Consider the following 13460-nt stretch of genomic DNA (forward strand, 5'->3'; position numbering starts at 1 on the left):
ATAATCACAAGAGGAACATATTATGGAATTTGGTATTACGTTTAAAGGTTTTGTGAGCCCAGATCGAGCACGTCGTTTAGTACGTCAAGCGGAAGAGGCTGGGTTTGATTATTGCTGGTTCTATGACTCACACATTTTATGGCGCGAGTCATTCGTTGCCATGGCCATGTGCATGGAGCATACCAAAACCATGCGTTTTGGCCCTTGTGTGACGAATCCTAATATCCGTGATTGGTCATTATCGGCAAGCTTATACGCCAGCCTTGCATTGCAAAGTAATGGTCGTTTTGACATAGGCCTTGGCCGTGGGGATTCCTCCATGCGAGTGATGGGTAAAAAACCTGCCACCTTGGCACGCCTTGCTGAATTTACCACGAAAGTGAAAGCCATGGTGCGCGGTGAAGAAGTAGAATATGGGGAGTGCCCAGAGCCAGTTAAATTGCCGTGGTCAGTGGGGTATGAGTTACCTGTTTGGATCGGTGCGTATGGACCAAAGGCATTGGCTACAGCAGGGCAAGTAGGCGATGGTTTGATTTTACAAATTGGTGATCCCAGTTTGGTGACTTGGTTTAAGGATCAAGCCATTAGTGCGGGTCAAGAAGCTGGGCGTGATATGTCTAACTTTAAGATACAAGCGGCAGCCCCCGCTTATTTTGGCGATATGGATTACTGTATTGAACATACCAAATGGTTTCCAGCGATGGTGGGTAACCATGTGGCAGATATCGTTGAAAAATACGGTAGTGACTCCGGTTTGGTGCCCAAAAGCTTGACGGACTACATTGAAAAACGCCGTGGTTATGATTACTCAAAGCACGGTCAAAGTGATAATCCCTACTTAGACTTTATTACCGAAGACATAGTGAAAAGCTTTTGTGTGCTGGGAACTGTAGAGGAGCACATCACCAAGGTGAAGGCGCTCGAAGAAGCGGGTACGACTCAGTTCAATATCTATTTAGACAGTGGGGATGAGGAAGAAATCATCGCCAACTACGGCCAGCATATCATTCCAGCGTTTAAATAATCTGAATCATGAAATGCGCTTTTTCATAACAATACAAAGCTGGCGTTCATTGCTTGAGCGTTAGCTTTCATTTTTAGCTACTGTTAAGAAATGTTAATAGAGATGATATCTAACAATACTGTATAGGATTGGTTATTTCTCTATCGGTTGTATTTATTTCACTATTTTTACAAATCATTTTCTTTCCCATAAAAAATCATTTAAATTTCAATGTGTTCTATGTTTTTGCACTGTATTTGCTTTTTCTTTTCGGATTGGTTGGTGGTTGAATGTCGTTAATTGGCATTTTATTGTGCGTTTAATCCTATCCATTTAATAAAGATATTTTTATTTTAAATAAAAAATCAATAAAAACAATGTCTTATGTTTTCATTAAACAATTTTTCTATTCGTCATCGCTTACCTTGGCGGTTTTTTGCTAATTTGCCTTCAGTATGGTTTCACTGTCTTAAATCAATAAGGCTATCCTTTTCAAATAGTTGACACATTTTAGGAAAATAGTGATAAATCAGTACTTAATTATTTAAAGAAAGAAGCATCTTTAAGTAAAAATAATAATATAGTTCACTTTTCCAACCTTTTGCTTTCGTAGGGGAACAGCTATGTCTGATGGTAAGCTTAAGAAAAAATTAGGATTGTTAGATTTAACGCTACTCGGGATCGGTTCTATGATCGGTTCCGGTTGGCTTTATGCCGCACTAAGAAGCTCCGGTTTTGCTGGAGCATGGTCTGGCTACGCCTGGGCGTTAGGTGCCATTATGGTACTGTTTATTGGTTTGGTGTTTGCCGAATTAGGGGCAAGTGTGCCACGTGCTGGTGGATTTGTTCGTTATCCAAATTTCACGCATGGTAATCTTGTTGGTTTTGTTATTGGTATCAGTGCGTTATTGGCTTATACCAGTACAGCTGGTGTTGAAGTGGAGGCGGTTCGTCAATATGCCATGTATTGGTGGCCTGCGTTAGGTCAGTCTGACGGCAGTCCGACGGATCTTGGCTTCATTATGCAAATCCTCTTATTGGTATTTTTCTTCGCATTAAACTATTGGAGTGTGAATGTTTTCGGGCGTATCAATACGATTGTTACGGCGATTAAATTCATTGTTCCTGTAGTGGCTATCGTCACCTTTTTTGGTTACTTCAAAAGTGCGAACTTGCAGGTTCCTGCAACCCACCCAGGTGGAATTCACGGTGTGTTTGCGTCGTTAACAGGGGCTGGGATTGTTTTCGCCTACCTTGGTTTTCGCCAAGCAGTGGACTTTGCTGGTGAGGCGAAGAACCCACAGCGAAATATTCCGATTGCCATTATGTTGGCGTTAGGAGCCAGTTTTGTTATCTATATTCTGTTGCAATTCTCTTTTATGGGAGCCGTGCCATCAGATTTATTGAAAGCACATGGTTGGCATGGTCTTGCTAATGTCTTCAATTCGCCTTACGCGGATTTGGCTCGCTCACTAGGACTTGCTTGGTTGATTAACTTAATTCTTGTGGATGCGGTTATTTCACCTGCGGGCACTGGGAATATTTATTTGGCGGGTGCAAGTCGTATCTTGTTTGCTTGGGCAAAAAATGGTCGTCTGTTTAAGTCACTGGGTAAGGTGGATAAGAAGTCTGGTGTGCCTCGTGGCGCATTATGGTTGTCTTTGATTCTAGCCATTGCTTGGACGCTACCTTCTGAATTCCAAGTCTGGGGCGGTCTGATTGCAGCGGTTACATCGGCTAACGTATTAACTTATATGCCTGGTCCTGTCAGTGCGGCGGTTTTCCGTAAGCGTCTTCCTAATTTGAAGCGTCCGTTTGTGTTACCTGCCTTTGCAATTATCAGTCCGCTGGCCTTCATCGCAAGTACTTTGTTGATTTACTGGAGTAGCTGGGGAGTCAATGAATTGCTATTGCCTGTGTTGATGATAGCGTGGGTGGGGTATGCTTTATTTGCCAAGAACGATCAAGGTCAAGGTGATGTTAAGCGTGCCGTTTGGTTGCTTGCTTATTATGTTGCTCTTTTCATCTTATCCTATGTCGGTAGTTTCGGTGGTAAAGACTATATTAGTTCGCCCGTGGATATCATCATTCTCGTGATAATTTCTCTGGTCACCTATTTCTGGGGTATCGCCTCTAGTTATGAAACCCCCGTTATTCCTGATGAAGATGATGAGCATCAGGTTGAGTACCATGAAGAGGCCGAAGCAAAAACGGCTTAACATGATAGTGTAAGTATTCGCTATTATTAGCGTTCAAGCGCCTCTCTGACACAGATACTGTGTTAGAGAGGCGTTTTTATGAATCCCATAAAAAGCCAAAGCCCTGACTCATAAGAGGAATTAGCCTTGGCTTGATGAATATTGCTTTACTCTGCTTTAACGATAAAAAGCTTAACCGAGCTGATTTAGTTGTTCATAAGTATTACGCAACCAGACTTTCATGCGCTGGCGTTCGGCAATATTCATGATGCTACGGTCATTGGCGACAGCCCAGAAACTGCTGTTATTAAAGTCGATCTTCTGTGTTAACTTAGTTTGTAGCTTGGGTAGCTCAATGATCAAGGCATCGCGTTCTACCGCCTTTTTATAGGTGTCAGACTTTTGGAAACGAGAGAAGTCATTACCTCGACCATAGTTTTGGACGATGACAAAGTCTACCGATTCTTGTGGGTAGCGCTCTAGGAGCTGATCAAGTAAGGTAATGGTATCGACGCCATCGTCCATGACATGCCAAAGACAGACTTGGTAGCCCATTTCATCAAGTAGACCAAAAACATCGGTTTCTTCTATCCACTTTCCTAGCGGCTCGGCTGTTTGGGCCGCCAAGTCGACAATTAAATCACGCTCTGGGTATTCTTCGATAGAGGCGAGCATACCATCTAGGCTGTCCTCTTCACCCACAATAATGGGAGAAGCGAAATCACTGTAAAAACGGGAAAAAGTAGCATGAGAGGCATCACAGTCAAAACCTAGAAAAGGTTTCTCATTATCAATATAAAATTGTGCTAATACTCGAGCCGTCATGGATTTACCCACACCGCCTTTTTCACCACCAACAAAATGTACTTTAGCCATTGATATCTCCCTATGACTGGAGGTTTAAGTGTTTTGAGTGATTGTGTCTTTTTCTTTTGTGCCAGTGCAGAGACAAAAGAAAAAAGGATGATTCAGAGCCTCTACTGTAGCAATAAAACATGACAAATAATTATTTTTATCTGAAAAGACAAGCCAATTATTAAAACGATTGGCTTGTCTTTCCATCAAGTTATTTGGCGGATGGTTTAAAGATAAATAAAACTTATAATAAACCTAGTGATTCCATAGCTTGGCGGATCGCCGATTTACTGCTGTCTTGTAATGCGGTAATCGGCAGACGGCACTCTTCGGTACATAACCCAAGCAATGACATAGCGTACTTAGCGCCTGCGGGATTGGGTTCCAGAAATAATGCACTGTGAAGGGCAAACAGCTTGTCTTGTAGATGCATCGCATCGGTGAATTTACCTTCCGCGCAGAGCTGCTGCAGCTCGACAATTTGTTTTGGTGCAACGTTGGACGAAACCGAAATACAGCCATTTCCTCCGCCAACGTTGTAGGCGACGCTGTTAACATCATCGCCACTTAAGAAGCAAAAAGGTTTATGGATGAGCGCGCGCTCACGAATAGGGCGCGTGAGGTCGCCAGTGGAGTCTTTGACACCAATAATGCGAGGCAATTCTGCTAACTGGGCAAGCGTATTAACCTCTACGCCGACAATGCTTCTAGGTGGAATATTGTAGATGATGATCGGGAGTTGGCTGTTGTCATGGACATGTTTGTAATGTTGATACAAGCCCGCTTGATTTGGACGATTGTAGTAACCTGCAACATGTAACGTGGCATCGGCGCCTGCTCGGTAGGCATAGTCTGAATAGATAACCGCTTCCACCGGATTATTAGAGCCTGCTCCCGCGAGGATGGGCACCGCTTTATTGGTTTCTTCGGCTGTGATCTCTATGACACGTTTATGTTCTGCTTCGCTTAGGGTGGGAGATTCTCCTGTGGTACCGACAGGAACTAATCCATTGATACCTTGGTCTATTTGCCAGCGGACAATATTTCGCAATGCGACTTCATCAAGCTGTCCGTCACGAAAAGGGGTGATTAATGCGGTGATGGCACCGTGAAACATACTATTACCTCAATGATTGTTACTTGTATTTTGACTAAAGTAACCGGAGGCTTGTCGCTGAGGAGTGCATAGGCCCGTCAGCGATGAAGCTGCCGGGGAAAAGTTTTCTTAAATCCGCACGCCAGCGACACAAGATGGTTTCACCTTACGTTTATCGCCGTTGCGTTTTTTTGCTGGAGTTAAGAACAAAAATATCATGTTATGAATCTATCTCTATTAATGCCGTTCTATGCTGACTGTTTTATTTATAAAGGTCAATAGTCAAAAAGCGCTTAAACTTGTTAGTAATTCCATTGGCAATCGGTTAATATTCGTCCAAGCTATTAAATAGTATGGCCTTGTTACTATTATTCCCAAATAAAAAACCTTCCGACTTCCATGGAGCCAAATACTCAAAAAGTGTGTCTGGTCGGTGGGTAATTGTGTGAGAAAACTATGCTGGATATGCTTCAAACACTGATGGAACGACATTTGAAAGGGCGCGAATTAGATTCTGATATAGCTTCTTTCATTGAAGAAATTTCTCAATCAATGCAGCAGCAACAACAGCATATACAGTTATTAGAACGTTCTTTAGAGCTTGCTTCCAACGAGTTGTATCAAGGTCGCGATTACCTTCATATGAGTCAAGAACTGTTTGATGCAACCTTTCACGCCGCAAAAGACGCCATGCTTATTATTGTGCAAAACGATGAAAATTGTATTCGCTATAATCAATTATTTGCCAGCATGTGGCGTTTGCCAGCTTCTTACGGTTATGAAATTACACCATCCAGCTTGCAACAATTCATGCGGCCAGCGTTTGATGATCTTGATACTTTCCAACACATCTTTAATGCCATAATTCATCATGACCAAGACACGGTTGGTGAAATCCAACTAAAAGATGGCCGTTATATAGAATATGAATGCCGTATTAGCGAGCAGCTTGGTAATCATATTGGCCGTTTATGGACGATGACGGATATTACCGAGCGTAAGCTTGATAAAAAAGCGCTAGAAGCTTCTGCTCACGATTTGAGATTAGCCCATCGGTTAGCGAAAATGGGCGCGTGGACATACGATATCGATCGTCAAGAGTTTCGATTGTCTGCAGAATTATTGACCTTGCTTGACATATCATGTGATAAGACGCGAATCTCTGCTAATACGTTTTTCAGCTTAGTACCTCCTCAAGATAAAGTTAAGATCATGCAGCTTTTTAGTGATGCTGCATCCAATAAGCAGTCTTTTAAAATCGAGACAACCTTTTATTTAACGGATGAAGAAGAACGCCATGTTTTGATTCGTGGGGGGTTTAAGCAGAGTGACTCTTGCACTTGTTTATTGGGAGTGTTGCAGGATGTCTCCGATAGTTACCATACTTCTGAACGGATAAAATTGTCGTCACGCTTCTTTCAGTCATCTTTGCAGGGCAATATTCTGTTGGATCGTCAGCGTAATATCGTTGATTTTAATGATGTTGCCTGTGAGATTTTCCACTTAGAACGTAGTGAGTTTGCTTCAGGCATTATGTCGCGCTTAAGCTGTGCTTGGACGGCCAGTATGTCTATTTCAGGCATGTGGAGTTATGTTATAGAGCACGGTAGTTGGTCAGGAGAGGTGTATTTTTCAAGCTCAGACCTATCAGACAAAATATTATGGTTGTCGCTTGAAGCGTACAAAAACAGCCATGGCAAAATTGTTAACTTTATCGCGATTGTTAACGACATTACAGAATCAAAAAAGACGCAAGAAAAACTTCATCAGATTGCGTATTTTGATTCCCAAACTAGGCTACCTAACCGACTACAGTTTGAGCGTTTTTTAAGCCAAAAATTGCGTTCAATGGCTTTTACGAAAGAGCCATTAGCGCTGATCTACTTGGATTTAGATCGCTTCAAATATGTGAATGATTCGTTAGGTCATCACGCCGGAGATGCTTTATTAACTTTGGTTGGTGAGCGGCTTCGTGAAAGTGTTCCTGATGCGTTGATGATTGCTCGTCAGGGGGGCGATGAGTTTGTATTAATCCTGTCGGGTCATTTGAATCATAATGGAATTACCCAACGTTGCGAAACAATTGTCAGTGCTCTGTCTAGCGTTTTTATGATTGACGATAACCCTGTCTATGTCGGTGCCAGTTTGGGGGTTGTCGAGTTGCCCAAGCATACTTCTGATATGGTGACTGCCATGCGTTATGCTGATATCTCTTTGTATAAGGCGAAGAGTGCCGGTAAAGGGTGCTACCGTTTCTGGCAAAGTGAGTATCTGACGGACGTGACACCGGAAAGAATGCGTTTGGAGTCTGAGCTTCGCAAGGGAATTGAAAATGGAGAGTTAGAGCTCCATTATCAGCCGAAAGTAGAGGCGGAGACAGGACAGCACTGTGGACTAGAGGCCCTGGTACGATGGCAGCATCCGAGATTGGGACTGCTTTATCCTAATCAATTTATTTCCATTGCCGAAGAAACCAATTTGATTATCGAGTTGGATCGATGGGTAATTCGTGCAGTCGCGCATCAACAGGCCGAATGGCGAGCAGCAGGTTTTGAATTGTTACCCGTTTCGATTAATGTCTCTGCCACTCATGCGAGCCGTCATGAATTGGTTACGCTGTTTGCTGACATATTAGCAAAGTATCCATACCTTGCGAATTATATTGAAATTGAACTGACCGAAACCGCCATTATGGCGAACCCAGATCAAGCAACGTTGTCTTTAAACAGTTTATTGGAAATGGGGGTAAAATCCTCGGTAGATGACTTTGGCTCTGGCTACACATCGCTTGGCTATTTAAAGAAATTGAATGCTAATACCTTAAAAATAGACCGCAGCTTTATCAATGGCATTACCACGGATTTCTATGATCGCGATGTGGCCAAAGCCATCATCGCTTTGGCTAATAGCATGTCAATGGAAGTGGTGGCGGAAGGCATTGAAACCAAGGCACAATGGGATTTATTGCGTGAATTTGGTTGTCAGTATTTACAAGGGTTTTATTTTTCCAGGCCACTGACGGTCGCTTGCATGACGCATATTTTGAAACATCGATTGCAAGAATCTCACGTTCTATCATAGGGTTGACCCCTTTCTCCTTCATATACTGTGTTATCTGATAAAGGATAAATAATAACAATATGGATACTGCTACTTTTTTTTCCCTTGCGGCAATTTGTGTAATGGGAGCGATTTCTCCTGGTCCAAGTCTGGCGGTTATTCTTAGAGTGACACTTTCCCAATCCTCCTATCATGGTGCGGTTGCCGCACTTGCCCATGGTTTTGGCATAGGTTTATGGGCGTTATTCACCATGCAAGGTTTGGCCATTTTAATGATTCATTACCCCTCTGCTTTTCATGTGATGGCGATGTTGGGTGGTTTATATCTTGCTTGGCTCGGCATTAAGGCTTTGCGCTTTGCCGGCCAAGGCAGTCAAGAGCAGCATGATGTATCAAGTGTATCCTACTGGCAATCGGCGCGTGATGGATTGGCCATTGCTTTGATGAATCCAAAAGCCGCGTTATTTTTTCTCGCTTTGTTCAGCCAATATATTAATAGCAATATGGGGGCGGTTTTAAAAATGCAACTTTGGGGGATGGTGTTCGCCATTGATACGGTTTGGTATTTATTAGTCGCCTTGTTGTTGGCAGGAGGCCCTCTATTGCGTTGGCTAAAACGCAATAGAGTGTGGGTAGACCGTATGATGGGGTGTCTATTAATTGGCTTGGGGTTAAGCGTCTTTTTACGCTAGCCCCTTAGCATGCTTTTGGGCGAGTAAGAGGCTAAGCATTTTAGAAAGAGCCCTTATGATAAGGAGTTATTCACCTCTTTCCTTAACCATCTTGATTAATGGATTCAATCAATTCGCCCAGTACTCGTTCTGCTTGATCATTTGTTACCTGACAAGTACCAGCGTTTAAGTGACCGCCACCACCATAGCGTAAACATAATTCGCCAATATTGGTTTGCGAAGATCGATCGAGAATCGATTTACCGACCGCAAAGACCGTATTTTGCTTTTTAAGTCCCCACATTTTATGGATTGAAATATTGCATTCAGGGAATAGGGCATAGATAACAAAGCGATTAGTGGCGTATATTAAATCTTCATTTATCAGATCCAACACTACAAGGTTCTCGTAGACAGTTGAGCACCGCTGAATTTGTTTTTTAGCCAGTTCGTTATGTTCGTGGTAAATCGTGACTCTTTCTTGGACATCTTCTAATGCAAGAATCTCATCGATCGAGTGGTTACGACAATAGTCGATCAATTTCATCATCAGTTGATAGTTTGAAATGCGAAAGTTCCGAAAACGTCCTAAGCCTGTTCGGGCATCCATAATGAAGTTTAACAAAACCCAACGTTTAGGATCGAGGATGTCTTCCTTGGAAAACTGAGCTGAGTCACTTTTATCGACAGCTTCCATCATTTCATTGGAGATATTGAGAAATTTACGGCTTCCACCGTAGTAATCATAGACAACACGGGCAGCAGAAGGTGCCTCAGGGTCGATAATATGGCTTTTGATGTTGCCCTTATTGCGAACGGTTTCGCTCAAATGATGGTCGAAGGCGATGTGACAGCCTGGGACATATGGGAGGTTGGTTGTGATGTCTTTGGGGCCGATATCAATTTTGCCATCTTGCATATCTTTGGGATGCACAAACAAAATATCATCGATGATATCAAGATATTTCAGTAAAACAGCACAGACCAATCCATCGAAGTCACTTCTTGTTACTAGGCGAAATTTATTATCAGTCATGTTTCATTACATCCATTCAAAATACAATACATACGACGAGTCACAGAGTGTGAAATGTCTACCAATGTGCCACCCAATAATGATAGAGAGATGACAATGCATTCTGCCTCTATCATTGTTGGTATCCGAATGCCATTAAGGAAAGATAAACTCTTCTAGCTCTAATAAGCTTTTTAACCAAATAGCGTAGCCTTTTTTGTTTAAGTGCAGTTTGTCTCCTTCAAACAGGTTGTCCTTAATGGCGCCATTTTTATCTATTAGACCGGAAAATAAATCGATATATTGTGTATTGGGTCGGGTTTGGGCTAAACGTTCAATTTGAAGATTAGCTGCTTCGATGGTTTTTCGCATGCTTGATCGTGCTGGACTGCATTTTATGCTGATTAAGGTCACAGGAATACCGGGTAGGTGCTGATCAAGTTTCTGCAAAAGATCGATGTAGAGTTCAATGACTTTATTGCTGTCCTTATGATTGCCAATGTCGTTGTCACCAGCATAAACGACTAAAGAACGTGGATTATAGGGTAGTACAATGCGCTCAAAGTAATACACACAAGCTTCGAGGGTGGCGCCACCAAAACCAAGATTGATTGCATCTTTATGGGCTAACTTGTCATCAATGTCTTCCCATAAACGCATAGTGGAAGAGCCATAAAAGGCAACTGGACGTTCTTTGCTGTGGCGGCTGGCGAGACGGAATTCTAGTTCACGGACATCGGATTCAAACTCTACGTCCAGCTGATTTAAACTCATGACATTTGAGCGGTAGCCATTTCGGCCACTTAATATAGGGTACTGTCGAATCTCACGAGCCAGCTCAACCGCTTCGGCCACATAGCCACGATACTCTTCCTGATAGTCGACTAAGAAAGTCTGCAAGGCGCTAGGGTCGTCTGAATCCACTCGATCAGACAGTTTAAAGGCCGGTTTGATGATAACGGTATAGAGATTATGATCCGCCCTTTGGTCGAAGTTGACCGCGACAATGGGAACGATCCAGGGTTCGTCTTGTTCCATCGAGCGGGCCAGTTCGAATGCATAAGGCAGGAATTTACCTGGCGAGTCTTGCGTCGAGTAACTCATACCTTCTGGCGAAATCATCAGTGGAAAATTTTGACGCAGGGTCTCTTGAGACTCTTTGATAAAAGCATCGTGTTCAGCAGGGTTCTTACCTAGGTTTTCCCAACTACTCACAAAAATATTACCAAAGCGTTCGTAGTAGTCATCACGCCAATATTCACTTTCAGCGCTGCGGCGAACAACTCGTTGCCCGGAAATGCCATACTCTTTATCGATGATCATGGCGCTGATGAATTGCGCATCGACTGAGAAACGAAAGCCATTAGGCAGACGATTGGTTTGCGAGCCTAAAAGGTGATTGTAGATAAAAAGGCTACCTGCTTTTTTGGGTAAGTTCTCCAGTCCTTTAATAACGTAGGGAACTTGTTTAAAAGCCTGCTTAAATTGCTCAGTACCGAATCGTCTCGCATCAAGTGCGGGTGTTTCTTTAGGGAGGCTATTAATGGTGTCGTAGGTTGTTTGCAAATGACGATAAAAGGCATTTTCCCGTTGTAAGTCTTTTAGTATGTCTAAACACATGCCTGAAATAGTGCGTTCTAGGGGCGCGCCAAAGTGAAGACATTTATACAGCACACCAAACGCTTCGTCTGTGGTGATCACGCTTTTCAGTAATTCGGCCACTTTGTAAAGAGGTGAACTGACGGGAAGAGTGGCTGTATTTTGCTCTATGACATTATTAACCGCTAACGCTTCATCATTCGATATTTGTGATAAATAGCGCATACGGGCAGAGAGCAAGTGCGTACCAACCAACCAAATTAACCGATACCGATATTTGATGGCAAATTTTGGTGATTCCTCAAACAAGGTTGCTAATGCCTCTTTTGGAATGTACAAAATACTGCTATCCCGTGATGAGATAATAGAGGCTCGATTACGTAATCGGCTATTTGGTGTGCACCAAGATAAGACAGTACCCGCGCGAGAAAGAGAGCGTGTAGTAATGAGTTCACCACTGTCAGTCTGGTAGCTCATAATTGCTTTGCCTTTCACCAGAAAATATAGCCCATCGGGGGCTTGATCCTGTTGGCTGATAATATCACCTTGATGGGCAAGAATGATGGAGGCGTGTTTTGCTAAGGCATGTATTTCCGCTTGGGTAAAGGTTTGACAGAACTGAGCATAATTGAGTAATTCGATGGAATCTTTTAATGACTGTACTTGGGTATCTGGGTTCAACAGTGGCCGAGTGGTTTCAAATGCCAGAGACTCGTTGGAAAAGAAGGGGCGAGTCTGGTTTTGAATGGTCGTCAGAACGGGTAATGACTCTTCATAAACAAACTGCAAAAAATGATTAGCAAAGTCTGTATTAGCGTCTAGGTGTTTTTGCAACTCAACAATTGGCCAAGCAAGCAAGCTCGTTGACTTGGTCGCAGTAAAGGTTGTGGCATAACGAGAAGGCTGACGAAATGCTGACCAACCGATAGGGGCAAATAAACTATTAATTAGCCCCACATTATAGGCTTTTCCTTGTTCCCGTAGGGGAATAGAGATGGCGATTTCACCGTCCAGTAAAAAGTATAGATATTGACCAATTTCAAACTGTTTCGCGAGTATTTCACCTGCATCGAGTGTTCTGACGCTGACTAATTCTACTAATGACTGACGCAATTCGTCGTCCACGTCTTCCATAAATGGAAGGGTATTTACGTGTTTTATCACATCCATTTTATTACCTCGATTTTGTATGCCCTTAATTGGGGCGTTTGATCGTCAGTGTTTTTCCAAGAACGGCATAATCACTTCCACCCAGTCGGCTAATTGGGTTGAGTTGTGCGTTATTAATAATGTTTCGGTCCCCTTCTTGCTTGATGATGTCATCATCTACGTGCAACTTGAGTATCTCTAGGTAGCACGCACTAAAGGGAGAGTCTCCAACGTTATGCAACTCGAATAAACGACAATACATGGCTACTTTGGCTTCTTTTAAACGTGGTAACGATGGTGCGAAAGACATTAGGCTCAAGGCTGCATTCTCCAGTTCAGATACACCATATTCCAAAGTGGCAGCGCTATCATTGACTGCATGAATCTGTTCCAGACTTGGAATATGCAAGACACATTCCTGTTCGCGGATGAGATTGCGCTTGGTGTCTTTCTGTACACTATCGGATTTGTTGCCGATGGACACAACCAGTAAAGCAGGATCAGGAGAAATAACGGAGAAAAAAGAAAAGGGGGCCAAGTTATAAGTTGTGTTGTCATTCTTGGTCAGAATCCACGCAATGGGTCTGGGAGTGACGGTCTGTGTCATGAGATGGTAACGGTCTAATGGATTCGTTTGCTGAAAATCAAAAATCATATGATTACCTGTTGATGACGTTGAAAAGGCTTAAGAAAGAGTGGAAGACGTTTTCCACGCCTCGTAGTCTGCATGGGCTCATAGAACTAGAACAATGCAGGCGCTATTGTCGAGACAAGTAAGCTGTCTGTGTCTTTCTTCGATAATGTACTTAAGTTA

At 42.9% G+C, this 13460-nt stretch carries 9 protein-coding genes; 4 read left to right on the forward strand and 5 right to left on the reverse strand.

What is annotated here, in order from left to right:
- The first annotated feature begins 22 nt into the window (after positions 1-22).
- Together AC0VYI_RS08775 and AC0VYI_RS08780 are read left to right on the forward strand one after the other, a co-directional pair.
- The gene (locus AC0VYI_RS08775; RefSeq protein ID WP_199477271.1) at positions 23-1024 is read left to right on the forward strand and encodes a TIGR03842 family LLM class F420-dependent oxidoreductase; all 1002 of its coding nucleotides are present in this window, start codon (positions 23-25) and stop codon (positions 1022-1024) included.
- A gap of 602 nt (positions 1025-1626) precedes the next feature.
- A complete protein-coding gene (locus tag AC0VYI_RS08780) occupies positions 1627-3222 on the forward strand; it encodes an APC family permease (RefSeq protein ID WP_199475922.1) in 1596 nt (531 codons plus the stop codon).
- Between the two features lie 171 nt (positions 3223-3393).
- On the opposite strand, the gene AC0VYI_RS08785 is transcribed toward AC0VYI_RS08780, so the two are convergent.
- The gene (locus AC0VYI_RS08785; protein WP_199475923.1) at positions 3394-4077 is read right to left on the reverse strand and encodes a P-loop NTPase family protein; all 684 of its coding nucleotides are present in this window, start codon (positions 4075-4077) and stop codon (positions 3394-3396) included.
- A gap of 223 nt (positions 4078-4300) precedes the next feature.
- Positions 4301-5173 (reverse strand): 4-hydroxy-tetrahydrodipicolinate synthase, encoded by an 873-nt coding sequence (dapA, locus tag AC0VYI_RS08790; protein WP_199475924.1) that lies wholly within the window; start codon positions 5171-5173, stop codon positions 4301-4303.
- A gap of 435 nt (positions 5174-5608) precedes the next feature.
- Here dapA and AC0VYI_RS08795 point away from each other — a divergent pair, with 435 nt between their 5' ends.
- Positions 5609-8233 (forward strand): EAL domain-containing protein, encoded by a 2625-nt coding sequence (locus tag AC0VYI_RS08795; protein WP_475448760.1) that lies wholly within the window; start codon positions 5609-5611, stop codon positions 8231-8233.
- A 59-nt stretch (positions 8234-8292) separates the two neighbouring features.
- Complete coding sequence (locus AC0VYI_RS08800) at positions 8293-8904, forward strand: LysE family translocator (RefSeq protein WP_475448762.1); 612 nt, start codon at positions 8293-8295, stop codon at positions 8902-8904.
- 82 nt (positions 8905-8986) lie between these two features.
- Here AC0VYI_RS08800 and AC0VYI_RS08805 read toward each other — a convergent pair whose 3' ends face one another.
- From AC0VYI_RS08805 to AC0VYI_RS08815, 3 genes are all read right to left on the reverse strand, one after another.
- A complete protein-coding gene (locus AC0VYI_RS08805; protein WP_199475927.1) occupies positions 8987-9919 on the reverse strand; it encodes a DHH family phosphoesterase in 933 nt (310 codons plus the stop codon).
- A 135-nt stretch (positions 9920-10054) separates the two neighbouring features.
- Positions 10055-12667, reverse strand: coding sequence for a GDSL-type esterase/lipase family protein (locus tag AC0VYI_RS08810; RefSeq protein ID WP_475448764.1), 2613 nt, complete (start codon positions 12665-12667; stop codon positions 10055-10057).
- Positions 12668-12692: 25 nt separating this feature from the next.
- On the reverse strand, positions 12693-13301 hold the full coding sequence (locus AC0VYI_RS08815; protein WP_475448766.1) for a flavin reductase family protein: 609 nt from the start codon (positions 13299-13301) through the stop codon (positions 12693-12695).
- Positions 13302-13460: the final 159 nt, after the last annotated feature.

It is taken from the genome of Marinomonas sp. 63XJN7_9_ISO-PGPR-S23-217, assembly GCF_056173515.1.

What these genes read in the sequence shown, in the direction of transcription:
- AC0VYI_RS08795 (WP_475448760.1), top strand. Translation starts at nt 5,609, where the DNA reads ATGCTGGATATGCTTCAAACACTGATGGAACGACATTTGAAAGGGCGC.
- AC0VYI_RS08775 (WP_199477271.1), top strand. Translation starts at nt 23, where the DNA reads ATGGAATTTGGTATTACGTTTAAAGGTTTTGTGAGCCCAGATCGAGCA.
- AC0VYI_RS08800 (WP_475448762.1), top strand. Translation starts at nt 8,293, where the DNA reads ATGGATACTGCTACTTTTTTTTCCCTTGCGGCAATTTGTGTAATGGGA.
- AC0VYI_RS08805 (WP_199475927.1), bottom strand. Translation starts at nt 9,919, where the DNA reads ATGACTGATAATAAATTTCGCCTAGTAACAAGAAGTGACTTCGATGGA.
- AC0VYI_RS08810 (WP_475448764.1), bottom strand. Translation starts at nt 12,667, where the DNA reads ATGGATGTGATAAAACACGTAAATACCCTTCCATTTATGGAAGACGTG.
- AC0VYI_RS08815 (WP_475448766.1), bottom strand. Translation starts at nt 13,301, where the DNA reads ATGATTTTTGATTTTCAGCAAACGAATCCATTAGACCGTTACCATCTC.
- AC0VYI_RS08780 (WP_199475922.1), top strand. Translation starts at nt 1,627, where the DNA reads ATGTCTGATGGTAAGCTTAAGAAAAAATTAGGATTGTTAGATTTAACG.
- AC0VYI_RS08785 (WP_199475923.1), bottom strand. Translation starts at nt 4,077, where the DNA reads ATGGCTAAAGTACATTTTGTTGGTGGTGAAAAAGGCGGTGTGGGTAAA.
- dapA (WP_199475924.1), bottom strand. Translation starts at nt 5,173, where the DNA reads ATGTTTCACGGTGCCATCACCGCATTAATCACCCCTTTTCGTGACGGA.